At 64.9% G+C, this 26,991-nt stretch carries 21 protein-coding genes; 6 read left to right on the forward strand and 15 right to left on the reverse strand.

Annotated elements, in window-relative coordinates:
• Positions 1 to 38 precede the first annotated feature (38 nt).
• From AB1451_15510 to AB1451_15530, 5 genes are all read right to left on the reverse strand, one after another.
• The gene (locus tag AB1451_15510; protein ID MEW6684303.1) at positions 39 to 407 is read right to left on the reverse strand and encodes a hypothetical protein; all 369 of its coding nucleotides are present in this window, start codon (positions 405 to 407) and stop codon (positions 39 to 41) included.
• A 235-nt stretch (positions 408 to 642) separates the two neighbouring features.
• The gene (locus tag AB1451_15515; protein ID MEW6684304.1) at positions 643 to 1,377 is read right to left on the reverse strand and encodes an SDR family oxidoreductase; all 735 of its coding nucleotides are present in this window, start codon (positions 1,375 to 1,377) and stop codon (positions 643 to 645) included.
• A gap of 93 nt (positions 1,378 to 1,470) precedes the next feature.
• Positions 1,471 to 2,151: a hypothetical protein gene (locus AB1451_15520; GenBank protein MEW6684305.1), complete on the reverse strand. Its 681-nt coding sequence runs from the start codon at positions 2,149 to 2,151 to the stop codon at positions 1,471 to 1,473.
• A 128-nt stretch (positions 2,152 to 2,279) separates the two neighbouring features.
• Entirely contained in the window at positions 2,280 to 3,689 is a 1,410-nt protein-coding gene (locus AB1451_15525) for a phosphatidylglycerol lysyltransferase domain-containing protein (protein ID MEW6684306.1), read from the reverse strand.
• Positions 3,690 to 3,808: 119 nt separating this feature from the next.
• The gene (locus tag AB1451_15530) at positions 3,809 to 4,264 is read right to left on the reverse strand and encodes a TerB family tellurite resistance protein (GenBank protein ID MEW6684307.1); all 456 of its coding nucleotides are present in this window, start codon (positions 4,262 to 4,264) and stop codon (positions 3,809 to 3,811) included.
• 224 nt (positions 4,265 to 4,488) lie between these two features.
• On the opposite strand from AB1451_15530, the gene AB1451_15535 reads away from it, so the two are divergent.
• Together AB1451_15535 and AB1451_15540 are read left to right on the forward strand one after the other, a co-directional pair.
• Positions 4,489 to 5,538, forward strand: coding sequence for a tRNA-dihydrouridine synthase family protein (locus tag AB1451_15535; protein ID MEW6684308.1), 1,050 nt, complete (start codon positions 4,489 to 4,491; stop codon positions 5,536 to 5,538).
• Between the two features lie 136 nt (positions 5,539 to 5,674).
• A complete protein-coding gene (locus tag AB1451_15540) occupies positions 5,675 to 6,259 on the forward strand; it encodes a Maf family protein (protein ID MEW6684309.1) in 585 nt (194 codons plus the stop codon).
• Between the two features lie 143 nt (positions 6,260 to 6,402).
• Here the strand turns inward: AB1451_15540 and AB1451_15545 are convergent, their stop codons facing one another.
• From AB1451_15545 to AB1451_15555, 3 genes are all read right to left on the reverse strand, one after another.
• Positions 6,403 to 6,786, reverse strand: a complete 384-nt coding sequence (locus tag AB1451_15545; GenBank protein MEW6684310.1) for a hypothetical protein — start codon at positions 6,784 to 6,786, stop codon at positions 6,403 to 6,405.
• Positions 6,787 to 6,793: 7 nt separating this feature from the next.
• A complete protein-coding gene (locus tag AB1451_15550) occupies positions 6,794 to 8,971 on the reverse strand; it encodes a B12-binding domain-containing radical SAM protein (GenBank protein MEW6684311.1) in 2,178 nt (725 codons plus the stop codon).
• A gap of 64 nt (positions 8,972 to 9,035) precedes the next feature.
• Entirely contained in the window at positions 9,036 to 12,896 is a 3,861-nt protein-coding gene (locus AB1451_15555; GenBank protein MEW6684312.1) for a hypothetical protein, read from the reverse strand.
• A 210-nt stretch (positions 12,897 to 13,106) separates the two neighbouring features.
• Between AB1451_15555 and AB1451_15560 the strand changes: the two genes are divergently transcribed.
• A complete protein-coding gene (locus AB1451_15560; GenBank protein MEW6684313.1) occupies positions 13,107 to 13,823 on the forward strand; it encodes a hypothetical protein in 717 nt (238 codons plus the stop codon).
• 143 nt (positions 13,824 to 13,966) lie between these two features.
• Here AB1451_15560 and AB1451_15565 read toward each other — a convergent pair whose 3' ends face one another.
• The 7 genes from AB1451_15565 to AB1451_15595 form a co-directional block, all read right to left on the reverse strand.
• Positions 13,967 to 15,562, reverse strand: a complete 1,596-nt coding sequence (locus AB1451_15565) for a tetratricopeptide repeat protein (GenBank protein MEW6684314.1) — start codon at positions 15,560 to 15,562, stop codon at positions 13,967 to 13,969.
• A gap of 1 nt (position 15,563) precedes the next feature.
• Entirely contained in the window at positions 15,564 to 16,982 is a 1,419-nt protein-coding gene (locus AB1451_15570; protein MEW6684315.1) for a hypothetical protein, read from the reverse strand.
• Entirely contained in the window at positions 16,979 to 18,118 is a 1,140-nt protein-coding gene (locus AB1451_15575) for a hypothetical protein (GenBank protein MEW6684316.1), read from the reverse strand. Before AB1451_15575 ends, AB1451_15570 begins: the two co-directional genes overlap by 4 nt.
• Positions 18,119 to 18,159: 41 nt before the next feature.
• On the reverse strand, positions 18,160 to 20,001 hold the full coding sequence (locus tag AB1451_15580) for a M3 family oligoendopeptidase (protein ID MEW6684317.1): 1,842 nt from the start codon (positions 19,999 to 20,001) through the stop codon (positions 18,160 to 18,162).
• Positions 19,946 to 20,986, reverse strand: coding sequence for an ABC transporter ATP-binding protein (locus AB1451_15585; protein MEW6684318.1), 1,041 nt, complete (start codon positions 20,984 to 20,986; stop codon positions 19,946 to 19,948). The genes AB1451_15580 and AB1451_15585 overlap by 56 nt, the downstream gene beginning before the upstream one ends.
• 135 nt (positions 20,987 to 21,121) lie before the next feature.
• Positions 21,122 to 21,943, reverse strand: a complete 822-nt coding sequence (locus tag AB1451_15590) for an ABC-2 family transporter protein (GenBank protein ID MEW6684319.1) — start codon at positions 21,941 to 21,943, stop codon at positions 21,122 to 21,124.
• Positions 21,924 to 22,808, reverse strand: a complete 885-nt coding sequence (locus tag AB1451_15595) for an ABC-2 family transporter protein (GenBank protein ID MEW6684320.1) — start codon at positions 22,806 to 22,808, stop codon at positions 21,924 to 21,926. The genes AB1451_15590 and AB1451_15595 overlap by 20 nt, the downstream gene beginning before the upstream one ends.
• Here AB1451_15595 and prsK point away from each other — a divergent pair.
• The 3 genes from prsK to AB1451_15610 all read left to right on the forward strand — a co-directional run.
• On the forward strand, positions 22,807 to 24,870 hold the full coding sequence (prsK, locus tag AB1451_15600; GenBank protein ID MEW6684321.1) for an XrtA/PEP-CTERM system histidine kinase PrsK: 2,064 nt from the start codon (positions 22,807 to 22,809) through the stop codon (positions 24,868 to 24,870). The genes AB1451_15595 and prsK overlap by 2 nt on opposite strands.
• Positions 24,867 to 26,240 carry a PEP-CTERM-box response regulator transcription factor gene (gene prsR, locus AB1451_15605; GenBank protein ID MEW6684322.1) on the forward strand — a complete coding sequence of 458 codons (1,374 nt, stop codon included), beginning with the start codon at positions 24,867 to 24,869 and terminating at the stop codon, positions 26,238 to 26,240. Before prsK ends, prsR begins: the two co-directional genes overlap by 4 nt.
• Positions 26,241 to 26,411: 171 nt before the next feature.
• Positions 26,412 to 26,991 (forward strand): NAD-dependent DNA ligase LigA (locus tag AB1451_15610; protein ID MEW6684323.1); only part of this gene is annotated, 580 nt, incomplete at its 3' end.

The following is a 26,991-nucleotide window of genomic DNA, read 5'->3' on the forward strand; positions in this document are numbered from 1 at the left end:
GGGCGCCCGACCAGGCGCCCCCGCTCCCGTACGTCACGCTACAGCACTTTGATCGTCGTCGCAGTGGCTTGGCCGTCCAGGTCCCGATAGCGGATGAACACGCGCTTGCCGGGTTGCACGTCGTCGAGGGTGGCTTTGAGGTTCCCCAGTTTGATCCGCACCCGCGGCGAGAGCACGAACGTCCGTTCACCGCCACGCGCCTTGACCGTCACGGTCTTGGCCTCGGCATCCACGCTGACGATCGTGCCGGTGGCCTGACGAGACTGCACGGTCTGTTCCATCTCCGGCGCCATCTCCGACTCCACGGCCGTCGCTCCTCCGACTCCCGGCGCTGCCGAGGCAGTACCGAGACCCACCGTTGCCAGCGATAACGCCACCCCCATCACTCCCCACGCAATCCGATTCATGGCTGTCCTCCTTGCGGTTATCGCGAGAGCGCCCATCGCCCCCGCTCCTCGCGTGGGAACGTTGCAGACGGTATGCCAACGGAGGGGATGCGAAAAACACAACGCAAGAGTGGGGTTGGAACAGAAGTTATGATTGGCCGTTCGCAGAGGGTGAATGAACGGTAATGATGCCAAAAGCGAAGAGCGTTAAATCCCCCCCTTTGACAAAGGGGGGCAAGGGGGGATTTGCCCTCGGTCAAATGCCCCAGCCGCCGCTCAAATGAAGATTCCCACCATTGACGTACCGCGCCTCGTCCGACAACAGAAAGCGCACGGCGCTGACCGCGTCGTCGAGCGCGCCCACGTACCCGGCCGGAATATTTTTGACGACGGACTGGAGTTCGGACTCCGGCGCGCTGCCCGACGCCACGAACCCCGGAGAGATCGCATTGACCGTGATGCCGTGGGGCGCAAGCAGCTTGGCGAGCGAACGCGTGAGGATCAGGACACCGGCCTTCGCGATGTAATGCGCGGTCACCATGGGCTGCGCGATGTGCTGGTCGGCGTTCGCCATGGCGAAATTGACGATTCGGCCCCACTTCCGAGCCTTCATGCCCGGCGCCGCGGCGCGGGAGAGAAAGAACACCGGGTCGAGATTATTGGCGAACATCGACCGCCACCCATCGGGTGTTTCGTCCAACAGATTGACGCGGTGATACGGTCCGGCAGCGTTGATCAAGGCATCGACCCGTCCCCAGTCGCTTTCCACCCGTCGCACCAGGCCCTCGGCCGCCTCCGGATCCGACACATCGCACGGAACCGCCATGGCCCGTACGCCGTGCCGTTCGATGGCGACGCGCGTCTGTTCGGCTTCCGGCGCGCTGGTGCGATAACAAATCGCCACCGACCATCCCCGACCCGCCAGATCCAGCGCCACCGCCCGTCCTATGCCCTTGGCTCCGCCCGTGATCAACGCCACGCGATCGAGCATGTCTGATCCTCCATGTCATTTTGGTGGGAGTTTCAGACTAGATGGTTGGGGGGCGCAGGGTCAAGCACCGCTGCCCCTCGAACACGGGTGTAGTTACAGCGTGGGGTTCTGATTGATGATATAGAAGAAGCAGCCCGAGCAGGTGTCCGATGGTCCGATCGACAGCGGGACCGAAAACGACCAGGTGTCGCCGGGCCCGAGTCCGGTGTTCGCGGATGGAGAACCTTGCGGGACCGGGCATTCCGCGCCGTCGATGGTCGAGCAGGCGACGTCGACGACCAGCCCGGCGGCATTGCGCGCGGCAAAGACGATTTTCACGTGATACGTCGGCGCAAAACTGGGTGGACTCTGGTTTCGGATGGTGCCGGAATACACGACGCGCCCGTCGCCCGTCACGCCTTCGGTCACCGCCCCTTCGACGACCAGCGTGGCCACCGGCGGGGCAAAGGGTTGGCCGTTGTCCAGACACCCCTCGTAGAGCGCGCCGTCGCAGGTCGTGCTCGCCTCAATCCGCGCAACGCGATCGAGCGGAAAATCGTTTCGGATGTCAAAGCTCGCCCGTTTACCCGGACTGAGGCAGTTTTCCATAGTGGCCGACGTGAACGCGGAGAACCGAAAAGTCTCACCGAGAAGATCGGCGAACCCGGAGTTCGGGTTGGCCGGGTTGGTCAGAAGGTTGTCCGACGAATCGTACGAGTTGACCGTGACCCTGATGTTGCAGGCGACTTCGTTTCCGCTGTTCTCGACCTCCCCCAGGTAGCGAGCGTTGCCCATAGCATCGGTCGCACGGGTGACGCCTGCCTCACCACCGACCACTGCGATCGGAGGAGGCGGTGTGGGCGGGGGAGGATCGGGGTCGACCGACTGGATGTTGCCGCAGCCGGCGACCAGCGCGAGGGTGATCAGCCCAAGGGTGAAAGAACTGGACGCCGGACCAGGTAGGATGCGACGAGTCGCGCGGGGCGATACGACTGTTTCGCCCGGGCCAAGGACTCCATTCCCGAATCGTCCAACGCCGTGATCCACTCGACTCCCGTCTGCGCGCGGCAGAATTCCCGGAACAAGTATACCGACAACCCACGCCGCGCCGGGTCCGCGATTTCGAGCCACACCCCGAAGAGCGTGGGCCGCACCGGACCGCCCAGCGTGTACCCGGCAACCCGGCCATCGATCGTCACCGCCAGTCCCGACAGCCCCAGCGCACCGCGTTCGGTCAGCGCCACGCGGTGCGCCGACTCCGCATCCCGGCTCATGGCCGCGGCCATCGGGTCGGAGCCTTGACGGACCTTGGTGTCCCGCCACTGCCGGTAGAGGGACAGGCACCCCTCAACGTGCCGGTCGCCCAAGGCGTCCACAGTAAAGACCTGCTGTTTCACGAAATCATTCCAAGCCCACCGCTTTGATTTATAAGCGTTTCCTCTCAAATTGACGAGATCCTCGCGCCGGTACACGTACTCCACGGCGTGCGGGAGGACCTCATACCCGGCGACACCGAACCGGCCGCACTCAGCCTCGCTCACCCCTTCGATCCGGGCCGCGGCCCCCTGATCCTGTGCCGACGCCATGACCTCGAACCCCGCGTCCACGGCCGCGCGCCACTGCGTGGGATCGGCGTCCGGACCAGCCAGCGGCGGCCACGGCATATACATGTGGGGTCCATACGCGGCGAACAGGCAAAAATAGCCGTGGAGCCACGTCCAGGCATAACTGAAGTGCTCGCGCCAGATGTACACGCCGGTGAATGTCCGGGCCCCCAATTCAGCGGGCGCGGCATCCAAGAGCGATTCGACCCAAGACCGGTCCGAGAGCCGAAGCGGCTCAAGGGTTGCGGGAGCGTCGACGACGCGCACGTCGTCCTGGTACCGATTGATCAGGCCGGGGTTGGCCGCGAGCACCTCTGACAACGCGGGCTCACTCAGCCGGGCCGCGATTCGCCGCGCGTAACCGAGCAGTTTCGGCTCATGGACCGTGTCCTGCACATACGGGCATTTGTTGTCGAGACCGAGCAACCGACCCCGCCCCTCCTCATCGCGCATCAACGCCAGGGGGTACAACCGACAGTCGAGTGGCCGTACAGAGTAGATTCGGCAATATTGGGTCGCGGGGTTGAACGCCGGACAGATGTAGCCCTCGCCGGCCGGGTGCGGGATCAGCCGAATCTTCCCGCCGGCGGGGTCGGGAAGCAGGTCGGCATCGAGACCGGCCGCGATCGCGCGCTCGCGCTCCTGCGGCGTGAAATAGGGGCGCAGGAAACTCTCGCGCTCCGGAAACCGGCAGCACACGTCGCAGCGCAGACAAACGTCGCTCGGCACGATCTGTGGCAGGTCATCGCCCGGGAGGGCTTCTGACTTCGTTTGAGTCGCGGGTGAACCCATCGCGGATTGACGATAACACGCGCGGGCTCGCGGCTCAAACGCGTCGGACGGTCGAGCTACGACCGCCCTCGCGCCCGGATCTTTGCGTCGATGAACTCCCGGTGCGGAACGTGGAGCAGGTCGCTGATTCGGCGGATCAGGTGCTCCTCGTGCCGGTCCTTGTCGGCATCGGCGAACGCGACCCGCCACAAGAGCTCCACGATGTGGATCTTGTGCTCGAGGGAGAAGTGCTTGTCGATCAGGTGGGTGAATTGGTGCGTGGACGTGGCGGTTTGCGTTTCTTCCTCGGCCAGATTGACGATGACCTCGGTGTCGTGCTCGGACAGAGTAAACGTTCGGCGGACCGCCTCGCTGATCACCCGGCGCTCCTCGGGCTTGATATCGTGGTCGGCCCGCGAGACTTCGACCAGCAACGCCGCCGTGGCGAGTTGCAACGCCCGCTCCGAAGACTCGGGCGCAACGGCCGCCGCCCCGATCCGCTTGTCGAAAAATTCTTGGATCGCTCTCAACATGGCTCCAGGTTCCGGTGGATGGTGATGAGCGGCAGTATAGTGCCTTCCCCAGCCTTCTTCAAGCACGGGCGCCCCTCGGCGAACGAAGACCCGGCGACGAAACGCAATTGACACGACCTCGCGCGCTCGCGTACCGTAACGGCACTGACGAGATGACGCCCCCTATCGAATCACCACCGTCCTTCTGGAACCGGCTCCCGCGCCCCATCATCGGCCTATCTCCGATGGACGGGGTGACGGACGCGGCGTTCCGTTTCATTGCGGCACGCCACGGCCGCCCCGACCTCATCGTAACCGAGTTCACCCACGTTGAGGGGATCTGCCGGGGCATCCCCGCGGTGTTGCGTCACCTGGTCCATCACGAGGCCGAGCGCCCGGTCGTGGCGCAGGTGTTCGGGTCGGAACCCGACGCGTTCTACAAGGCCGCACACGTGGTCGCCGCGCTGGGCTTCGACGGCCTCGACATCAACATGGGATGCCCGGACAAGGCCGTGGCCGCGCACGGGTGCGGCGCAGCGCTGATCCGCACCCCGGAGCGGGCGCTGACCATCATCCGCGCCGCGCAGGCCGGGGTGAACGACTGGGCCTCTGGCCAGGAGCTCGGCGCGCTGGGGCTCCCCGCCGATACCGTGGAATCGATCGAGCGCATGGCGGAGGTGCGACGCGGAGACCGGCCTCGGCGACTGATCCCGGTATCCGTGAAGACCCGCTTGGGATACGACCGGGTGGTGGTGGACTCGTGGATCGCCGCGCTGCTCGACGCCGAACCCGCTGCGGTCTCCATTCACGGACGCACGCTCGCCCAGCGCTACCAAGGCGAGGCGGACTGGGACGCGATCGCACGCGCCGCGGCCCTCGCGCGCCGCACCTCCACGCTGCTGCTCGGCAACGGCGATCTCATGACGCCTGCGGACGTGGTGCGGCGCGTGCGGGAGACCGGCGTCCACGGGGTGTTGATCGGCCGCGGAGCACTTGGTAATCCCTGGATCTTTCGATCCAGCGACGCGATCCGCACGGCGTGCGCCGACCCCGGCACAGACGATCCCGACCCGCCGCGAGTCGAAGCGGCCGAGCGGTGGCGCGTAGCGCGCGAGCACGCCGCGTTGTTCGATCGCCTGCGCGGCCACGTACCGTTCACCGTGATGCGCAAACACCTGGGCTGGTATGTCCGCGGGCCGGAAGACCGGCCCGGGCTTCGGGCCCGACTGGTCCAGGTGCGCGACCTGGCCGAGCTGGACGCCGTACTGGTGGAGGCGTCCCCGATGTGCGTCTAGCACGCCCGTCCATGAACGGCCATCTGCGGCGTTGTCGCTGCGCATCCGCTCCTCACGTACGACCCAGTACGCTGCGGTGCGGTGCTCGCTCCGCCTTGCATCTGGCGCGTTCCTGAACGGGCGCGATTGGCGGGACTTGAACAGGTTCTTAATCCTCGCGTCAACGTCGCCTCGTCGCCGGGAGCTGCTCGCGCGGCTCGGCGTTCCGTTCGAGGTGGTGCCCCCTCGGTACGAAGAGGTCGTCGAGCCGCACGAGCCGGCCGAGCAACAGGCCGTTCGTTTCGCGCTGGGCAAGGCCCGCTCCATTGCCCGACCGGACGCCGTGGTGATCGGCAGCGACACCCTGGTGGTCGTGGATCACCAGATCCTGGGCAAGCCGGTGGACCGAACCGATGCGGAGCGGATGCTCACCTTGTTACAGGGTCGCGCCCACCGGGTAGTCACCGCAGTGGCGTTGGTGGCGCCAGGCTGTTCCGACCAGGTGATCGTGGATACGGCCTGGGTCCACATGCGCTCGGCCAGCCCCGAGGAGATCCAGGCCTACGTGGAGACCGGAGAGCCGATGGACAAGGCCGGCGCGTATGCGGCGCAGGGCTTAGGCGCCCGCTTCATCGACAAGATCGACGGCGATGCCACCACCGTCATCGGCCTACCCCTCCTGAAACTCGCCGCCGCCCTGCGCCAAATGGGGATCTCGCCGTCGGTCGACGCCGCACGGTGACCGACACGAGCCCCTAGCAGTACCGCCGAAGGCGGAGCCCGTTCAGGAACGCGCCAGATGCAAGGCGGAGCGAGCACCGCACCGCAGCGTACTGGGTCGTACGTGAGGAGCGGATGCGCAGCGACAACGCCGCAGATGGCCGTTCATGGACGGGTTCCTACGCGGCGTTGCTCGTCAAAATAATGCGCCACCCCCTCCGGCGTCGCCGCGAACCAAAAGGTATGCTCGGGCGGCGCGTCGGGGTTGACCAAGTGTTCGCGCTCGACCACGACCAGGAGCGCGTCGATCTCTCGCTCCGCGGGAACATACGGAACCGCCGGGTCCGAGGATTTCACGTAGGCGGTCACGAGTTGGGCCGTCAACAATCGTTCGAGGATCGTCATCTCGCGTCGCACCAGGACCGCGCGGTTGGCGAGCCCAGGCGTCAGCCGCTGAAGCGTCCACAGGAGCTCGGTCGCTCCGCAGTAGTCCTCGACACAACGGCCCAACACGGCCAGTTCCGCTTGATCCAACGGGGGCGCACTCATCCTCGCCTCACACGATCAGCAGCCCCGCGCGGCGGAGCTCCCGCCACGCGCGACCTTGCGACCACGCGGCGAACGCGCCGGGACCCGGGAAGGTGGCGGCCAGGTCTCCGAGCGTTGGATACGGCCGGCCTCGCCGATTCCTCGGCGACGCGGCCATGACCGCATCCGCCAGCCACTCCGCGATGGGCTTGCGCAGCGGGACAGTGGTGGACGACGTCCGGCCGTGAACCGCGAGGCCGACTCGGCCGCCGGCTCCGGCTGGCGCGAGTTCGACCTGCTCGCCGATCCACACCAGCCGGGAGGCGGGGTCGGTTCCCGCCGGCTCCGTGGAGTCCAATGCGCGCCGTACCGCGGACCGCGAGACCTTGGGCCGAGGCATCCGGTCGTCGAACCATTTCCGCACGTCGTCATCCAGTCCCACACCGTGCATGTAATGATACACCGCGCGCGCCAGGCCACGACCCAGTGCGTCGAGATCGCCCGAGCAGGGGTCCCGGTGCGTCAGATCGTTTCGCGCAAACACGTCGGCGGGAAGCGGATCGATTGCAATACCGAATGCGTTCGGGCTGCATCCCACCGGGCTGTGCACCGTGGCGGTAAACCGGTGCCAAAACCCGGACTGGACCAGATCCTCCGCAAAAAACTGGCGTACGCGCTCGAGCGCATCCATCGTCTCCTGCGAGGTTTCGGTGGGAAAGCTGTACATCAGGTAGGCGTGGACCATGATCCCCGCGCGGGTGAGATGGTGCGTGGTCCGCGCGGCCTGGGCCACGGTGACGCCCTTGTCCATCAGGGCCAACAGCCGATCGGACGCGGTCTCCAGTCCCCCGCTGACCGCGATGCACCCCGACGCGGCCAGCAGCCGGCACACGTCCGCGGTGAAGGCGGCTTCGAATCGAATGTTGCCCCACCAGGAGATGAGACGACCGCGTTCCAACAGCGCGATCGCCAGGTCCACCAGGCGCGCGGGAGGAGCCGCCTCGTCCACGAAGTGAAAGCCGCTCTGGCCGGTCTCGGCGATCAAGGCGTCGATGCGATCCAGGAGGAGAGCGGCCGACGCGGGCTCGTACCGCTTGATGTAATCGAGGTCCACGTCGCAGAACGCGCACCGCTTCCAATAGCAGCCGTGGGCCACGGTGAGTTTGTTCCACCGCCCGTCGGACCATAGTCGGTGCATGGGATTCGGCACCTCGACGATCGACAGGTACCGGGACAGATCGAGCCCGACGTAGGTCGGCGTGCCGGTGTGCTCGAACGGGATATCGGCTTCTCCCGCGCCGTCATAGTAGACGACCCGATCGCGGACCCGCGCAAAGGTTCGACACAGCGAATTGACGTTACGCTTGCCCGCAAGGAGGTCCAGCAGGCAGAGCAATGGGCGTTCACCCGCGTCCAAGGTCACGTAATCGACGTAGTCGAACAGGCGCGGCTCGGCGAGGTCGCGCAGCTCGGTGTTGGCGTACCCGCCTCCGAGCACAATGGGCACGTCGGGCCAGGCCCGGCGCAGGACCGCGGCGGTCCGCAGCGCACCGTACAGGTTGCCCGGAAACGGCACGGTGAGACCGATCAAGTCGGGCCGTGAGCCGCACGTTAGTTCTTGCACCCGCGCTTCGAGCAGCCTTGTTGCGAAGCCGGGCGGCGCAGCAAGCGCCTGCGCGAGCGGATCGAACGACGGGGCCGATGCGGCCAACTGCTCCCCGTACCGGCTCAACCCCCACAATGGATCCACGGTCGACGAGATCAGGTCGCTCAGGTCGTCGAGGTACAGGCTGGCTAGGTGCTTGGCGCGGTCGGTGGTGCCGAGCGAGCCGAACGCCCAGTGGTCATCCTCGCGGCCGGCCAGCCGCGGTCCCTCCGGGAGAAATCCACCCGCTGCGATGCGTGTGGCGAGCGTGGGATCACGCCCTTGCAGAAACGTGACGACCGGCTCGATGGTGCCCTGATACGCGTCGGCCAGATCAAGTGCTTGCTCCACGGGTTCGGGCCATGTTCCGCCGCGCTCGCGGATCATGTCAAACAACCGAGTCAGCCCGGAGTGCGAGAACACGGCCAACGCCGTGTCGAGGCTCAGATCGGCCTGCGCCGCGTCAACGCCGCGCGAGCGCAGGAACCCCGTCAGGTAACTGGTCGCGGGATACGGCGTGTTGAGCTGGGTGAGCGGCGGCGTGAGCAGGAGGACGCGCACGCCGGCATTATACGGCCGGGACCGCGCTCAGGAGAAGCGCGACGCCGAAGGAACGTCGAGTTCGCTAGGGGCTGTCCGCGTGGATCTCGATGAGCGTGGTCCGCCACGCCGCGTCGTCGCCGAGTTGGCCCGCGTCGTTGAGGCCCCAGGCCCAGAGCGCGCCGTCGGTCTTGGTTGCGATGGTGTGGCCATACCCAGCGGAGACCGTGGACCACAAGGTCTCGGTGCCGAGTTGAGTTGGGAGGGGCTGGCAACAGATGGGCAAGCCGGTAACGGGGTCGATCGTCTCGTATCCCAGTTGACCGAACTCGTTGCTTCCCCACGTCCACAACGTGCCATTCGATTTGACGCCTGCGGAATGAGCGGTCCCGCCCGCGAGGGATCGCCAAGTCGTGGTCGAGTCGACCAGCATGGGAGCCCCTACCGTATCCTGGCCCACCGGCGCGACAGCCCCCACCTGGCCGAAGGAGTTGTCGCCCCAGCCCCACAATTCCCCGGCGCCTTTGAGCCCCAGGCTGTGCTGACCTCCGGCTAACACGGATTGCCAATCTGGGGTCAATGTGGCGGTGGATGCATCCAGCGTGATCTTGGTCGGTTCGGATCGGTCCGTGAAGGACCCGTCTCCGACCTGTCTGAATTCATTGTCACCCCAGGCCCAGAGCGTAAAAATCGCGATGCCGGGCGCAGGGAACTCCCGCTTGATGGCCAGTGTGTGATCCCCTCCGGCCGCCACGTTGATCCAGGCAACCGGGTCGGCCGGGTTGTTTACCAGCACCGGGAGAAACTCGGGTGGATACGGCGGCGCCGGCGCAGGACTCGGGATACCGAGCTGGCCGTTTCCATTGGCACCCCACGCCCACAGATTCCCGTTTCGGGTGATCGCCAGGGTGTGGAACGCTCCGGTAGCTACGCCGACCCACGGGTCGGAGGCGGAAGGCTTGGGAACCTCTGTCGGCGTGGCCGACCATTCGGTCTGGCTCCCCACGCCCAGTTGTCCCATACTGTTATCGCCCCACGCCCACAACGTCCCGTCGGTCTTGATGGCCACGGTATGAAGGCTCCCCACGGCCACCTGACGCCAGGTCGCATCGGCGCCAATCTGGATGGGAAGATCGCGGTCAGCCAGCGTGCCGTCTCCGAGCTGTCCGCGTTCGTTGTTTCCCCATGTCCATAACGTGCCATAGGAGATCGGCGGCTGATCCGCGGTCTGCCCAACGATTTTGATTGCCGCGTTGTGAACCTCGCCGGCTGCAAGCTTGGCGCCTTGCCAACCAGTACTCGCTCCCCCTGCACGGACCGGCGTGGCCTTGGAGGCGCTGGTTCCGTCCCCGATCTGCCCGAAGAGGTTCGCACCCGTGGTCCACAGGTGGCCGTCCGCGGTCAACATCACGCTGTGGTGAAACCCGCTGTCCGCCATCAACCATGTCCGGCTGATCGCCGTGCCCAACTCGGTCGGGGCCGATATCTGCGCAGCGCCCGACTGGCCCAGTGCGAGTTCCCCGTGCATGTTGTGGCCCCACCCCCACAGGGTCTGATCCACCCCGACAGCGGTTGGTTCCGTCTTGAGCGCGAACGTGTGGCTTTCCCCCGCGAACACCTTCGCCCAGTTCGTGTCCGTCCCGATCTGAGTCGGCTCCCGGACTGGCGCCGCGATCGCCGCATCGCCCAGTTGGCCGGAACCATTGTCGCCCCAGCCCCACAGAGTACCCTCCGCAGCGCTGCTACCCGCGTTTCGCCTCACGCCGACGCTGTGCGCTGCTCCGGCGTCGATCGCGATCCAGTCCGTATCGATGCCGATGCGTGTCGGAACGTCCCGCTGATCCGGGGTTCCGTCTCCGAGCTGTCCTGCCTCATTGCGACCCCACGCCCAGAGCGAGCCATCGGTCGCTATCGCCAGCGTATGGAAGGTCCCTGCCGCAACCGTTTCAAACGAAATGTCCGCCCCGCTCTGGTCAGTCACTATTAGACGCGTCGGCGTGGCCTGCTGAGCCCCGTCTCCACTCTGCCCGCTTCCGACCTGCCCGTAGAAATTGTCCCCCCAGGCCCACAGGGTCCCGTCCTCCTTGATAGCCACAGTGTGATCGCCGCGCGCCGACACCATGCGCCATGGCCCGCCCGGGATCTCCACCGGCACGTTCGAGAAGGCATCAGGAGTGGCGACGCCAAGCTGACCAACGTCATTCGCGCCCCACGCATAAAGGCGCCCTTCGTTGAGCGTATCGACGCTGCCGTTCTTGAGCGCCAACGTGTGCCTGGCCCCGGCAACCACCGCGGCCCAGTCCGTGTCTGTCCCGCTCTGCACCGGGCTCGACCGATTGATCCGCGTCCCGTCGCCTAGTTGCCCGTCGGCGTTGCGCCCCCACGCCCACAGCGTCCCATCAGTCTTGATGGCCACAGTGTGGTCACCGCCGGCCGCAGCGGCCTTCCAGACACCGAGGATCGTGATGTTGGCCACGGCGCGCTTGGAGGGGTCCGCGACGCTGGTGGCGATCACGTGAAAAACGCGGGACCCCACGCGAGTCGGCGCTTGGTAGGTCGCGTTCGCCTGCCCCAACGTGTCATTGAACCCCGTTTGCGTGAACGAGCCTCCAGCACTCCCCTCCTGGATCGACCACGTCACATCGCGACAATCCTTATTGCCGCAGGTGACTCCTGCCACGTTCGACACGGTCGCGGTCAAGGTAGTCGTGGCGCCGGACTCAACCGACACGGTCGAGGACGACAGAGTGACGGAGGCGGACTGGACGTTGACCGTCGCCGCGGCGGACTTCGCGGCATACTTGCCGTGGGTCGCAACCACGTGATACAGCCCTCCGATTAGCGGCGCGGTGTACACGCCGAGATCCGCGTCAACCGAGCCCCCGGCGGACTCGCGCACGCTCCACACGATCGGATGGTCCGGATTCGAGCGGTTGGCCACGGGGCTGACAAATGTCAGGTCGCCGGTACCATCGTTAGTGGTCACGGTCGCGCTGAAGCTGAGCGTCCCGCCGGCTACCACTGTCTCGGTCGGCGGAGCGACCGTCACACTCACGAACAACACATCGATGGGCCGTTCTGCCGTCATGTCGACGTTGGTGATACGGTCTGTCACCGTCGCGCTGAGCACATAAGGGCCAGGCGGGTCCGGCGCCGTGACCACCGCGAACAAGGGGTTCGCAGCCGGCGTGACCGTGCCTCCAGGAGTCAGGCTCCAGCTCACGTCAACCTGGGAGGTACCGCTGACGACCGCTTGGAAGATCCGCTTCTCGCCGTTGATCAGTTCACTTGTTTGGTTCTGCTGACCGGACGTATCAACGATCTGGACGCTGAACGGCAGAGCGTCGGTCACCGTCACGGTTGCGGCCGCTGTCATGATCGGAGTCGCGCGCGTCGTGGCTGACACGGTGATGGGACCACGTGGAATCGTCGACGGTGCGGTGTAGACGCCGTCCGCCGTAATACTGCCGCCGCTGCCGTCGCCCGGTGTCACACTCCAGTCCACGGCCGATGTCGATCCTCCAACCACGCGGGCGGTGAACACCTGGACCGCGTTGACCCCGAGGGTGGCTTGCGACGGGGTGATGAACACCTCCTTCACCTCTGTGGGTTCGACGGTCACGGTTGCGGTCGCACTGATGGTGGGATCGGATAGCAGGCTCGCGGTGATCTGGTACTCTCCGGGACTACTGGGGGCGGTGTATTGGCCGAACGAGTTGACGGTTCCTCCGGTCGCGGTCCAGGTGACGGTCGGGTCCGTCGCCCCGTCCACGACCGCGGTGAACGTCTGTCGTCCGCCCACCGGCATGATCACCGAGGTAGGACTGATACCGATGGCAGGCAGTAACGGCACTGCTTGCTCGGTCTCACTCCCCCCGCCGCAAGACGCGAGAACGAGGGCGAGCAGGCCGACGGCCGCGGACCGGACGTCACCCCAGGGGCGCATGCAAATATCCGTCAGGAAGAGGAGACAAGGGAACTCGGAACAGGGACAGAGAATGCCGCTGGAAAATTCCCCCTCGGGTGACGTAGTATCCCGACGGTACGTCTTTCCCCCCTCCCATCCCACGTTGTGTTCCGGACGCGGATTCTGCTATAAGCGTCGCGGTCAACACGACGGTGCAAAGACCACACGTATTTTCACCTAGGAGGCGTCATGAGGACTGAACAGAAAGCATGGGCGCGCTGGATGCGCGTCACCGTAGCCACCGCGGTACTCGGAAGTCTGCCCGTGGCAGCCGACGCTGCCCCGATCGGGGTGCCGGCTGCGACCACCGGAGCGGGCAAAACGGCGCTCGGCGGCGAAGTCAACGTGGTGATCGATCGCGACCTAAGCAGCGGCAATGGAGAGGCTGAAAGCTCGCAAATTTTCGCGAAGGGCAGCATCGGAGTGGATGAGCGTCTTGACGTCGATTTCCGGATCGGGTTTGGTGATTTCGGCATCGACGCTCCTGGGGGCAACACCGACGCGGATCTCGGGCCGGCCTTTGGCGCCGGGATGCGGATCACCTGGGCCAGCATTCCGGAGGCCAACTTGAAGATCGGCAGCGTGTTTCAGACCATGCGGATCAGGGCTGAAAACGAAACCAGCGGCGCCCGCATGAGCTGGACCGAATACGACGCGGCGCTGGGTGCGGCCGTGGACTTGTCGGGGCCCACGGACCCTAAGCAGCGAGCCACCCAGTTCGGCCTGGTGCCCTACGGGGGCCTGGCATGGTCGGGTCTTGATCTGAGCGGCAATCCAGCGGAAGACGACGCGTTCGGCGTCTTCCTGGGGTTGGGGGCGAAAGCACAAGGCAACGTTCAGTTCGGCGCCGAGATCCGTTTGGTCGATCAAACGGCTCTGAGTGTGGGCGCGAGCATGGCGTTCTAAATCGGCCGGATGGGCCAAAAGCCGGTGAGGCGCGCCTCACCGGCTTTCTTTTGCTCGTCAGCCGATGCCCGATCACGCGCCGATGACGTCTCGCTCGATCGGAACGGGCGGTGGCTGGATCTCTTGGCCCGAGCCAAGACCGCTCATCGAGCCTGAACAAGTTTCCTGGCGACTTCCAAGTTGCGTCGGGCTCCTTCCAGTTCCGGTTTGAGCCTCACCGCTTGCTCAAAATGCGGGATCGCCTCCGAGATCTTGCCTTGCTCCCCCAGCAGCATCCCGAGGTTGTTGTGCGCCTCGGCCGCATCGGGTCTGAGGCGCAAGGCGGCGACGTAGTGCGCGATCGCCTCATCGGTCCGGCCTTGCTGCGCCAGCAGGGGCCCGAGATTGACGTGCGCCGCAGCGTAGTTGGGATCGAAGCGCAACGCGGCTTCGTAATGCCTCACCGCGTCGTCCAACCGGCCCTGCTCCCGCAGCTCGTTGGCCAAGTTGTAGTGCGGCAGCGGATCACTTTCCGTGACCGAGATGGCGCGTTCGTAGAGCGTGACGCTGTCGCGCCAGTACCGCGTTTGGTTCCATGCCGCGGCGGTCAACGCCGCCAAAGCGAGTGCGGCCGTCCACGGCACGATGGTCCGTATGCGAGGCCGCGCCGCCGCGTCGCGCAGCCCCCAGGCCACCGTGATGAAGACCCCGATCAAGGGGATGTATGTGTACCGGTCCGCCATGGCTTGGTCGCCGACCTGGATCACACCGATGACGGGAATCAACGTGGCGAGGTACCACAGCCAGCCGACGGCCACGTAGGGGCGTGATCGAAGCGCGCGTACCGCCAGACCCGTGACAACAAGGAGGATCAGGGCCGCGACGCCCGCCTTCCACACCGGCAGGGTGACACCAGGATGCGGATATCGGATTGATAAGCCTACCGGCCACAGCGTGTGTCCCAGGTAGGCCACGTACGACACCAACGCGTTCGTGACGCGTACGCTCAGGGGGAACCGTTCGAGCGCCGCGACCGCGCCGCCCGCAGACTGTGCATAGATCGTCATGGCGCTCGCGGCCGCGGCCAACGCCAGCAACGGGACTTTCTCTGAGATCAACCGGCCCAGGCTTTGCCACGCCTGCCCGTCGAACGTCAGCGACCATCGTCCAAGCGGCCAGTAGTCCAGCAGCAGGAGCACGAACGGCAGAGTCACCACCATGGGCTTGGCCATCAATCCCAACGTAAAGAGCGCCAGCACGGTGACATACCGGCCGGACGAGCGGCGCTCCGCGTACCGGACATATGCCCAGATCGTCAACAGCCAGAAGCAGGCGCTGAGCACGTCTTTTCGTTCCGAAATCCACGCCACGGACTCCACGTGCAACGGATGCACGCCGAAGAGCGCCGCAACCAATGCGGCGGGCCACGTCTTGCCCGTCATGCGACGGAAAATGACGAAGACGAGCAGGGTGTTGGCGGTGTGCAGCGCGACGTTGGTGAGGTGATACCCGCGAGGACTCAGCCCATAGAGCTCATAGTCCACGAGGTATGAGATCCTGGTCAGCGGGTGCCAGTTGTAAAACTCGGTGCTCGTGAACGCCCGCCACAGGCTGTCGAGGGTGACCCCATCGCGGATCGACAGGTTCGTTGTGACATAGTTGGGGTCGTCGTAGCTGAGAAATTCGTGGTTCCCGGTCTGGCCATAGATCGCGAGAACAGCCGCCACCAGAGCGAGCGCGATTAGGAAATCACGAAGCATGCTACCCTGGCCGCGCGCGATCTCTCCGGCCCTCTCGGTCGCGTCCGCGCAGGGGATCCGTTGCCTGGGCCCACGTGTCGCCGACCCGTACCGCCACGAAGACGGCTGCCAGGGGCGCGACGTGCAACGCCATCCGATGAAGCGTGGTGCCTTGTTTGAGATACTCGCCCATCTCCGTGCTCGCCGAAACAGCCAACAGCGTTCCAAAGGTAATCACCACCGGCCACGCGAAAAACAGGCTCTCCGACGAGAGGCTCTTTCGCGCGTGGAGCGCCCAAAACCCCGCGAACAGGGGCCACAACACGTTCCAGTTGCTCGAAGTCCACAATTCTCTGGCGGCGTAGACCACCACTGCAATGGATCGCGACACCAGATCCGCCAACGATGTGGGCTGGAACGACAAGGAAGGGGTCTCGGCGCCCGCCCATCGAAACACCGCCCAAGCCGTCACTACCAACCCCGGCATGCCGGCAAATATTGCGAGCGCACGTAACGCCTCGCGCCGCGTACGCGATCGCGCCATGACGGCCCAGAGCGCCAACAGCACGAGGCCGACGCCGGCCGCGACCACGCCTTCGCGTTTGATCCACACCCCGAACGCGGCCATGAGCGACGCGATGAACACGTCACCCATTTCGCCGGTTCGCGTATGTCGCCAGAGAAAAATCGAGACGCCCAAGGTCGTGTACGCCAACGGCAGGTCCAGATAGGCGTCCGTCGTATGCTGAACCAACAACGGCAGACTCGCCACCAACCACACGCCTGCAAGGGCCGTCAGCGGGCGCACGAACTCCCGGAGTACCCCGTAGACCATCCCAAGCACGGCGAATAGGAAGCCCGGGAACAGAATTTTAAACGCCGTATCGTCCCATCCTCCCTGGAACCAGGTCACCCACAGTTCAAGCAGCGGTATCCCGAGGGGATAGTCGAACGCGCCGATCCATTCCAGTGTTGAGCGGGCGATCGTCTGGTCGTAGAACATCGCTTTGGCCCGGAGTGAGTGAATGGCCACTGCATCCCACCCCATCACCGGCTTATCCATGGCGCTCACGCCGATGAACCCTGCCTTGACCACGAGGAGGACGAGCCCGGTCCCCCAGACGACGTTCTCCCAACGAGGAGGTTTCGAACTTGGGCCTGCCGGGGGAGCCTGCTTCATGCACCCGAGCAACCGCTCGCTGACCAACCACAACCCGCACCACGTGAGCGCGACGAAGAGCCCTCCCCAGCCAACGGTCAGGGGGAGTCTCACGAGCGGGGGAAGTGCGACCCCGAAGCTGACCATGGCGAGGCCCACCCCATACCCCGCGCCCAACCAGAGCGACGGGTGCGCTCGGCCATGAAGACCAATTCGATAGAGCAACGCCACACCCAACCCTAGGGCCACCGCGATCGGCAGCGAGACCATCAGGACACTCATCGGTGCCGCACTACCCGATATCCGTTGCCGTCTAAAACCAGTTGATCGTCGGGACCTCGGCAGGCTGATCGATCATCAAGGTCGAGAATGAAAGCCGCATCAGGGGACAGTCTCAAGGGATAGAACTCATACCTGAGACGCCACCACCAGAGAAACCTGGCGGCATCCGCGTGATCCGGAAGGCAAATCGACAGCTCGGTCGCCGAGGGGAGCCTGCCCCGCAGGTCTGCCGCCGCGGCCACGAGGCCGAGCCGATCCTGATCCAGGTGCGTATAGTACGCCAAGGGGTTCCGGGACCCAAAAACAGCCCATTGCACCCAAAAGGCCTTATAGCCGACGTACGCGTCGAGAGCGCCCACCAGCACGGCGACGCTCCCCAGCGCCCCGAGAAAAACTCCCGTCAATCGTCGTGAATGCACCAGGCGAACCGAGACCAGGCGAGCCACGACAAAGACGGCAAATCCCAGGCAGACGATCGCTGTGGCCGCACCCCCAACGGTCCGCCCTCCGACCGAAATTTGCCCGACGGTATTCAGACTCCAACGTGGAAACGCGCGGTCCTCCGCAAGGTCGTCGAGTCCTATGCCATCTGCCAAACGATGTACTTGCGACCAGAAACCATCCGGCAAGAACGAGATGGACTCGACCACGACCGGACTGACGTCCTCCCCAACCACGAAGGCGACTGCGAGGCTCTCGATCGTACCCGACCACCCAGGCATATTATCCAGACGTATCCAGATTGATCGCGGAGAGCCACCGCGAATTTCCCGCGGGATCGCGAACCGCCGGCTCGACCAGGTGTCGCGTTGTCCCCCTCGGTTACTCCAGGCCAGGTAAGCTTCGGTAATGGGGGTTGGGGACTGAATGCGCAAGAGAGCATAGGCGGAATCAGCCGCGGAAATCGTGAGTCCCGACACTCTGATGGCCGGTGCAGGTCCGGAGGGAGCCACCACCAACCCTTCGGGCGTCCGCCGAAGCGACGCGACATCGCCGGCCGCCGACCAGGAGGGGGTCGCGTGGTCGCGAAAATCCCATTCCCTAGGGGCTCCGGCATCCGCCGGCGCGACGGAAACCAGCAGCGGCAGCGACCAGCCCAGCAAGGTCCCGCATAGGCGCGCCATGTTCCAACTCACCGCACGACCTCGTATCCTACGATGACTGCGTCACTGGCAGACTAGCGGCGGGGCGTTTTGCGACCACGACGTCGGTTCGGCGCGGCCTTGCGCGCAATCAGAACGGCGAGCTTCTCGGCTTGGTCGACCCACTCGGCGAGCACCTCGATCCCGCCGTCCCAGAACCCGGGCGCCCCGAGATCGACCCCTGCCTTGGCCAGCAACCGTTCGGGCGCGTCCGAGCCGCCCGCGGACAGCAACGCCAAGTACTTGGGCACGAACGCCTTGCCCTCATCCACATATCGCCGATAAAGCGCGAACACCAACAGCGCCCCGAACGCATACGCGTAACAGTAAAACGGCGAGTGGATGAAGTGCGGGATGTAGCTCCACCACCGGCCGTAATCTTCGGTCAGGGTGACGCTGTTGCCGAACATCGCGCGGTTGGCCGCCAGCCACAGGCCGCTGATTCGCTCGGTCGAAAGCTCTCCGTCGCGGCGTCGGGCGTCGTGCAGCGCCTGCTCGAAGCGCGTGAGCACCACCTGGCGGAAGATGGTGGAGCACGAATCTTCGATCATGCCGCACACCAACGCGAGCGCCCGCGCGGGGTCGCGTTCTGCCTCCTTGATCGCGCGGAACACCAACATTTCCCCGAAGACCGACGCGGTCTCGGCCATGGTAAGCGGCGTGTCGGCCTGTAGGCAGCCTTGGCTGCGCGACAGGTATTGGTGGACGCCGTGCCCCAATTCGTGCGCCAGCGTCATCACGTCGCGGGCGGTGCCCGTGTAGTTGAGCAGCACGTAGGGATGGGCCGACGGGACGGCGCTGTGGGCGAACGCCCCGCCCCGTTTCCCCGGCCTGACCGCCGCGTCGATCCACCGGCCGTCGAAAAACCGCGCGGCGATGCCCGCCATGTCCGGTGAAAACGCGTCAAAGGCGTCGAGCACCGTGCGCCGGGCCTGATCCCAACGGATGGTCCGTCCGCTCGCCGGCAGCGGGGCGTACCGGTCGTAGTCGTACAGGCGACTCACGCCCAGCAACCGCTGCTTGAGACGGTAGTACCGCCGAACGACCGGATAGCCGCGCTCCACCGCGGCCAGCAGTGCGTCCACCGCGGGCTGGTCGATTTCATTCGCGAGGTTGCGCGCGGCCATCGGGGTCGGGAACTTCCGCAGGCGATCCGTGCTCGATTGATCCGCCGCAATCACGTTGAAGACGGACGTGAGGATGTGGGCGTGGCCGTCGAGTCCCTTGGTCAGCCCCCTTGCCGCGGCTTTGCGGACGGCGCGGGAGGGGGCGTGCAACCGCGCCAACGTCTCCTGTTCCGTCAGGCGCTCGCGTTTCGCCCCGACCACCACCTCGAACCGCGCGTGAGCCAACACCTCGTCGAACAGTCGCTGAAACGCGCGAACGCCCGTGTTCGCCTTGGTCTCCAGCACCAACTCCTCCGGCTCGGACAACCGGTGCGGCGACAGGGCCCGTTCGACCTCCAAATAGTGGCGGTAGCGATCGAGTTCCGGGGCGGCGAGATGGACGGCGGCCGCGTCGGACGACAGCGCGCTCCACTCCAGATCGAAAAACGTGAGGCGCTGGCGCAGCGCGGTGGCTTGTTCCTGCGAGGCCTGGAACAAGGCGCCGTGGCGAGGATCCGTCATGTCGGCGCTGAACAGCAGCGAGGCGTACGTTGCCACCTTCCGGAGGCGCTCGGTCATGGCTTCGATCTGACCCAGGGCTTCCGCCAATTCGGCGGGCGTCACCGCGCCTGCGGCCAGACGCCCGCGGTAGCGGCGCTCGAACGCCTCGGCTTGCGCGAGCGCGTCCTGCGCGTCGCGCGTGATGGCGGGGTCCTCAGGTCCCGCGTACAGATCCGTCAGCGTCCACGCCGGTGCGTCGATCCTCTTCACGTCGCTCCCCCGATGACTCCGCGAACATCGTGGCGATCACGGTCTCGATCGCCACCTCCTCGATGGACAGGTCGTCGACCGGCAGGACCGAGAGCAATCCCTGCGCGGTCTGGGCCAGATCCTTCTTTGCCACCTTCATCGTCACGCTCAACCCGTTGTGTTCCGTGACCTGCCCGAAGCGGGCGAGCGTCGCCGGCGTCACGGGTTGCGCGAGTCGCAACGTGACGATCTTGTGATCCACGTAGCGGTCCGCGAGTTCGGCCAACGCACCGTCGTAGATGATCCTCCCGTCGTTGATCACCAGCACGCGCCGACAAAGCCGCTCCACGTCGCGCATGTAATGGCTGGTCAGGATCACGGTCGTCTGCTTGGTCCGGTTGTAGTCCTCGATGAACGCCCGGATGTTTTCCTGCGAGACCACGTCGAGTCCGATCGTGGGCTCGTCAAGAAACAAGACCCGCGGTTGGTGCAGCAACGCTGCGATCAGCTCGCATTTCATCCGCTCGCCCATCGACAGCTTGCGGACCTGCACGTCCAGCAGGGAGCCGACGCCCAGGATCTCGACCAGCTCATCCAGCGTGTTCCGGTACGACGCACGGTCGATCTCGTAGATATCCCGGTTCAGTTCGAACGATTCGCGCGCCGGCAAGTCCCACCACAACTGATTTTTCTGCCCCATCACGAGCGCGAACCGGCGCTGATACGCCGGCTCGCGCTTCCAGGGCACGTGTCCCAACACCGTCGCCTCCCCGGAGGTGGGATACAAGATCCCGGACAGGATCTTGAGCGTGGTGGTCTTGCCCGCCCCGTTGGGCCCCAGAAACCCCACCAGCTCGCCCTCCTCGATCGCAAACGACACGTCCTTCACCGCATGGTGGTACAACGTCTCGCGCCAGAACACGCTCTTGAGCGAACCGATGAAACCGGGTTCCTTCTTGAAGTAGTCGAAAGTCTTGTTGAGGCCCTGGACGTTGATGGCCGTCATAGGAGATCCAGGACACTGTTTACAGGAAGACGACCAAAGGGCCACCCCCTCCCTTGCCCTCCCCCCTTGAGGGGGAGGGGAGGGTGGGGGGAGCTTTTACGGTGTGTACCGTGAGCCGTCACCTGTGACCTATTCTCACGAGCTGGCCGACGAGTAATGTCGGAGACTCACATTCCAAATCGCCGTCGCAACGATCATCATCCCCACCGCCACGCCAACGGCCAGCGCGATCAGACTCCAATCGAGCCGGCCGGCCAACACCGACGCCGGCGCGGTGGCGATCAAGCTGATGGGGATCACGAACGTGAAGATCGCCTTGCCCACGCCGCGATAAATGTCCCGCGGGTACCGCGCCGCTTCCATGAAGTTGTACACGATGGCGTTGAGCTCCTGAGACTTGACGATCCAGAACACCGCGCTGTTGATCGCCAGGCAAAACGCATAATAGATCGCCAAGGACACCCCCAGCATCAGCACGTAGAGTGGCAAACTCGCCCACGGCGCCTCGAGGTGGGCGAACCCGTACGCCACCACCGCCACGCCCATCAGTCCCTCGCCCAGGCTCTCGGTCAGCGACACGTGGCGAAAGCCCAGGTGAACGTTCGGCCGCACGGGCTTGACCAACAACGCGTCGAACTGTCCGGTTCGCACGTAGTCGCCCAGTTCCAGAAACCCTTGCCGGAACAGGAGGTATGCCGCCTCGCGGACCAATCCCACGCTGCCGACCAGGATGAGCGTCTGGTGAAACGTCCACCCCCCGATGGTTTCGACGTTCGCGTAGAGAATCGCGAAGAACACCACGTTGATCCCCATGAAGAACAGGTCCATGCCCACCAGCAGGACGAAGTTCGCGCGGTAGACCATTTCGTTCTTGAGATTGTGAACCAAAAACGACCCATAGAGGCGGGCGTACCGCGCGAGGCCTCGCGCGATGCAGTCAATTGCCAACGGCTTCATAGCGCGCAATACCTCGGGCCAGACTCCAGCGGGCCAACGCGTAGAACGCGACGATCCACGCCGCCGCGGTCGCGAAGTCCAACCAGACGTCCGGCCGCTTTTCCAGGAAAATTTGGATCGGCACGAAGACCAGATACTGAAACGGCAGAACCGCCGCGATGGACGACAAGGCATTGGGAAACACGTCGAGCGGCAGGAGCGTGCCGGCGAAGAAGAACACCGCGTACTGCAGCATGTACTTGAAGACGCGAACCTGCACCAACCAGAACGCGATCATCCCGATGCAGAACTCCAGTTCGAAGGCGAGCACCACGGCCAACGCGAGCGCCACGGCGAACCCGAGATAGGTCATCGGATCCTCGGGAAACCGCACGATCGGTCCCACCACGAGCCAGAACCCGCCCACGACGAACGCGATGACCACCGCCTCGAAGAGTTTGCCGGACGCATTGACGGTCAGCCAATACGTGAAGTAGTTCACCGGCTTGACCAGGAAGTGGGAGAAAAAACCTTCCCGAATGTGGTCGATGATTTCCCAACTCACGTAGGAAATAACGACCGTGTTGATGACAAACATGAGCAGGTAGTACGTGACCATCTCGGATAACTCGTAGGTCCCCACCTGCCCACCCTCGCGGTAGATGGCCGTCCACAGGAACAGAAGCACCGCGATATAGAGCGTATACCCCAGGATGTAGATGACGGTGGGTGCGCGGTACTGGAGGGAGTTGAGCCAGTTGACGCGGAAAACCGTCAGATATTTTCGCACCGCGTCATTGTACGGGATCAACCGGCTCAACGCAAAAGTCGGCGCGCAGTCCGGTCGATTGCCGCCCCGGTCCAAAACCCTTAGAATTACGGCCATGAGTTCCTGGTGGACCGTCCTCCCCGTGGCCAGCGCGGTCGGGGCTCTCGCCCTTGCAGGCTTGGTGGCGTCACGCAGCGTCCGCAATCCGGTCCGCCTCAGCTTTGCCTTGGGCATGCTCGCGCTCGCGGTCATGGAGTTCGGGCACTTCATGGCTGGCGTCCGGCCGAGCGCCGCGATGCGGTGGACCCAGGTCGCCTTCGCGGGGCAGATCCTTCAACCGCTCCCCTGGTTGGTATTCAGCATCACCTTCGGACGCGTGAACCCGGCGGAACACGTGCGCCGGTGGCGACTGGGGCTCGGCGTGGTCGCCGTCGTGTCGGCCGTGTTCCTCGGCCTACTCACGGTCGGGCGATTTGTGAACGACGAGTTCATCCTCCGCAACGAGGGGTTCGGGTTCAATATCTTCCTGCTCTTGTCGCTCACTGCGGTGGGAGCGAACCTCGAACGGACCGTCCGATCAGCCGATCGGACCCGGCAATCGCGGATGAGGCCCTTCGTGCTCGGACTGTTCACCATTCTGGCCGTCGCGGTGTACGCCCTCAGCCAAGTAATCCTGTACGCGTCTCCCGACGAGTGGGTCGCTCCGCTCTTTTCATCCGCCATGCTGATTGGCTGCGCGCTGATGAGCGTTGCCCTGATCCGCCACCGGCTGTTCGACGTCAACGTCTTTGTCTCCCGTTACGTCGTCTACAACTCGCTCACCGTCATCCTCGTCGGCGCCTACCTGCTTGGCGTGGGTATCGCGGCTCAGGCCGTCAAGAGCTACGGTGGCGATTCCAGCGCCTACTGGAGCGCGATGGTGGTCGTGGTCAGTCTGATCGTTCTGGCCGCCCTCCTCCTATCCTACGACGTGCGCACGCGCGTCAAGGTCTTCATCAATCGGCACTTTTATCGATCCAAATACGATTACCGAAAGCAGTGGCTGGACCTCACCGAGCGATTGAGTTCCAAGCCGACGGTCGAGGCGATTATGCCCGAGCTTTCCGCCACGTTCTTCGAAACATTCTGGATCCGAGATACCCATCTGTGGCTGGCCGATGAGCGCGAACGCGAGCTCACCCCGTCGCCCGCGCGGCCCGAAACCGCCACACCGCCCTGGGATGCTTCCGCGCTCGCCGCCCTCAAGGCCCGCGACTACCCGGTGCTGATCGACGCCCCGCCCAACGCGCGGAACGCCGCACCGAGCGACGGCATGCCGGTCGAAGCGTTGCGCAGACTCGGCGTGCGCATCCTGGTCCCCTTGGTCGTGCAAAACCGGCTGGTGGGGGTGTTGGGGCTGGGAGTACCCCACGCCGCGTCGCCGCTTGCCGAAGAAGATTTCGAGCTCCTGAAGACCATCGGCAAACAGGTCGCCAAAAGCCTACTCACCGCCGAACTGCTCAGGCAACTCGTGGCGTCCAAAGAATTGCAGAGTTTCCACGCACTGTCCACGTTTCTCTTACACGACCTGAAGAATTTCGTGTCCATGCTCTCCCTGCTGGTCGACAACATGGGCCGCAACTTCGACAACCCGTCGTTTCGGGGGGACGCGTTGAAGAACCTCTCGCAGACCGTGGAGAAGATGAAGCAGTTGATGGAACGGCTCCGCGCTCTCGCGCAACACCCTCAACCCGCGTTCGAAGCGGTCGACTTGAGCCGGTTGGGCCGCTCCGTAGTGGCGGAGATCGGGTCGTCGCTGAAGGCCAAGGTCGTAGAGGATTGGCGAGAGGTCCCGCCGGTCCGCGCTGACCCTGGCCAGGTGCGGCAGGTGTTGATCAACCTGATGCTCAACGCCGAAGAGGCGCTCGACGGCCGCGGCGAGATCAAGGTCTCGACCCGGGCCGATCACGGGATGGTCACCTGCATCGTAGCGGACAACGGGCGAGGCATTCCCCCCGAGTTTCTCCGGACGCGCCTGTTCAAGCCGTTTGCCACGACGAAAAGCGGGGGCTTCGGCGTCGGGCTCTATCAGTGTAAGATGATCATCGAAGCGCACGGGGGACGCGTGGCCGCCGAGAGCCGGGTGGGAGCAGGAAGCGTCTTGTCGTTTTCGCTGCCTGCGATCGGAAACTCGACATGAATAAGCCCAAGCTGCTCGTAATCGACGACGAGGAAGCCATTCGCAACCAAATGCGGTGGGCGTTGATCGACGAGTACGAGGTGCTGCTGGCCGAGGACCGCGCATCCGCGGTGCGTCAGATGAAACAAGAGCGCCCCGAACTCGTGGCCTTGGATCTGGGGCTGCCGCCCGCTCCGCGCGACGCGGAAGAGGGGCTGCAAGCGCTGAGCGAGATCCTGGCCATCGACCGCCAGGCCAAGGTGATCGTCATCACCGGCAACAATGACCGGGCCAACGCCCTGCGCGCGGTGGAACAGGGGGCGTTCGATTTCTTCTCCAAGCCGGCCGACCTGCAGGAAGTTCGAGTGGTGCTGAAGCGGGCGCTGCGCCTTTCGGAACTCGAGCGCGACAACCTGACGCTCCGCCAGCAACTCGCGGAGCGCGGGTTTGACGAGATCATGGGTGAAAGCGAGCCCATGCAGAAGGTGTTCGCCGCGATTCGGAAGGTCGCCACCACCGATGCCTCGGTGTTGATCGTGGGCGAGAGCGGAACCGGCAAGGAACTGGCCGCAAAAGCGATCCACCGGGCGAGCGCCCGTCGCGACGCACCCTTTGTGGTGATCAATTGCGGCGCGATCCCGGAGACATTGCTGGAGAGCGAGCTGTTCGGGCACGAGAAGGGCTCCTTCACCCACGCGGACACCCGACGCAAAGGCAAGTTCGAGTACGCCGAAGGCGGCACGTTGTTCCTGGATGAAATCGGCGACCTCCCGTTGCCGTTGCAGGTCAAACTCCTTCGATTCCTCCAGGAGCACCAGATCGAGCGCGTGGGCGGCCGCGAGGTCATTTCGCTCAACATCCGGGTGATTGCGGCCACCAACCGCGATCTAAAGCGCGACGTCGCCGACAAGCGGTTCCGCGACGACCTCTATTTCCGGCTGGGCGTGGTGACCATCACGCTGCCCCCGCTGCGCGAGCGCGGAGACGACGTGATGCTGTTGGCCCGCGCGTTCCTCCAGCGCTTCTGGCACGACGGCCAGAAGGAGGTCCGCGCCTTTTCCGCCGACGCGGCCGACGCCATCCAACGGTTTCCTTGGCCGGGCAACGTCCGGGAACTCGAGCACCGCATCAAACGGGCCGTGATCATGGCCGACGACAGCGTGGTCACCGCCGGGGACCTGGAACTGGAGCCCGCGGTCGGCGGGAGCGCGACCAGGCCGCTGCGGGAAGTTCGAGACGAGGCCGAGCGGCGACACATCCAGTTCGTGCTTCAACGTTGCGAAGGGAACATCAGCCGAGCCGCGACCGAGCTGGGCATCAGCCGACCGACGCTCCACGAGCTGATCAAGAAATACGGGCTGCGGAAGCCATCCGGCTCCGATGAATCCTAGGCAAGCACGCATGGCAAAGCAAGGACTCCGCACACATGTCGAAGCAATGTGCATCGCGCTGTCTGCGCCGGTAATGAGCCGGAGGCGATCCTTGCACATGGCGAAGCAATGTGCACCGCGCGCCCTACGCGCTGTTGATAAGCCGCAGGCCTCCGCAGACGTGGCGAAGCAATGTCGGCCATGAAGCCCACCGAGGCCGCGCGTCGCCGGGCGATCGAGCTCCGCGGCATGATCGAAGATCACAACTACCGCTACCATGTCCTTGACGCGCCCATCATCAGCGACGCGGAGTTCGACGTGCTGGTCCAGGAGTTGCGGGACCTCGAGCAGCGCTACCCCGAGTTGGTCACGCCCGACTCACCCACCCAACGCGTGGGCGCCGCGCCGATGGAAAAATTCGAGCATGTCCGGCACCGCCTGCCGATGTTGTCGCTGGACAACGCGTTCACGCACGAGGAGTTAATCGACTTTCAGCGCCGGATCACGGACCGCATCGGCGACCGCCCGTTCACCTACGTCGGAGAGTTGAAGATGGACGGGCTCGCGATCTCGCTCTGGTATGAGGACGGCGTCTTCGTCCGCGGCGCCACGCGAGGCGACGGGTACGTGGGAGAAGACGTGAGCGCGAATCTGCGCACGATCAACCAGATTCCCCTTCGGTTGGCCGACGACGCGCCGCCGGTGCTGGAGGTCCGCGGCGAGGTCTATCTGTCTCGGCGCGTCTTTGCCGAACTCAACGAGCGGCGCCTCA

It is taken from the genome of Nitrospirota bacterium (assembly GCA_040757335.1).
Classification (GTDB): Bacteria; Nitrospirota; Nitrospiria; order 2-01-FULL-66-17; family 2-01-FULL-66-17; genus JBFLXB01.

What these genes read in the sequence shown, in the direction of transcription:
- AB1451_15590 (MEW6684319.1), bottom strand. Translation starts at nt 21,943, where the DNA reads ATGAAGCCGTTGGCAATTGACTGCATCGCGCGAGGCCTCGCGCGGTAC.
- AB1451_15560 (MEW6684313.1), top strand. Translation starts at nt 13,107, where the DNA reads ATGAGGACTGAACAGAAAGCATGGGCGCGCTGGATGCGCGTCACCGTA.
- AB1451_15570 (MEW6684315.1), bottom strand. Translation starts at nt 16,982, where the DNA reads ATGAGTGTCCTGATGGTCTCGCTGCCGATCGCGGTGGCCCTAGGGTTG.
- AB1451_15585 (MEW6684318.1), bottom strand. Translation starts at nt 20,986, where the DNA reads ATGACGGCCATCAACGTCCAGGGCCTCAACAAGACTTTCGACTACTTC.
- AB1451_15515 (MEW6684304.1), bottom strand. Translation starts at nt 1,377, where the DNA reads ATGCTCGATCGCGTGGCGTTGATCACGGGCGGAGCCAAGGGCATAGGA.
- prsR (MEW6684322.1), top strand. Translation starts at nt 24,867, where the DNA reads ATGAATAAGCCCAAGCTGCTCGTAATCGACGACGAGGAAGCCATTCGC.
- AB1451_15545 (MEW6684310.1), bottom strand. Translation starts at nt 6,786, where the DNA reads ATGAGTGCGCCCCCGTTGGATCAAGCGGAACTGGCCGTGTTGGGCCGT.
- AB1451_15510 (MEW6684303.1), bottom strand. Translation starts at nt 407, where the DNA reads ATGAATCGGATTGCGTGGGGAGTGATGGGGGTGGCGTTATCGCTGGCA.
- AB1451_15555 (MEW6684312.1), bottom strand. Translation starts at nt 12,896, where the DNA reads ATGCGCCCCTGGGGTGACGTCCGGTCCGCGGCCGTCGGCCTGCTCGCC.
- AB1451_15535 (MEW6684308.1), top strand. Translation starts at nt 4,489, where the DNA reads ATGGACGGGGTGACGGACGCGGCGTTCCGTTTCATTGCGGCACGCCAC.
- AB1451_15595 (MEW6684320.1), bottom strand. Translation starts at nt 22,808, where the DNA reads ATGGCCGTAATTCTAAGGGTTTTGGACCGGGGCGGCAATCGACCGGAC.
- AB1451_15520 (MEW6684305.1), bottom strand. Translation starts at nt 2,151, where the DNA reads ATGGGCAACGCTCGCTACCTGGGGGAGGTCGAGAACAGCGGAAACGAA.
- AB1451_15530 (MEW6684307.1), bottom strand. Translation starts at nt 4,264, where the DNA reads ATGTTGAGAGCGATCCAAGAATTTTTCGACAAGCGGATCGGGGCGGCG.
- prsK (MEW6684321.1), top strand. Translation starts at nt 22,807, where the DNA reads ATGAGTTCCTGGTGGACCGTCCTCCCCGTGGCCAGCGCGGTCGGGGCT.
- AB1451_15565 (MEW6684314.1), bottom strand. Translation starts at nt 15,562, where the DNA reads ATGCTTCGTGATTTCCTAATCGCGCTCGCTCTGGTGGCGGCTGTTCTC.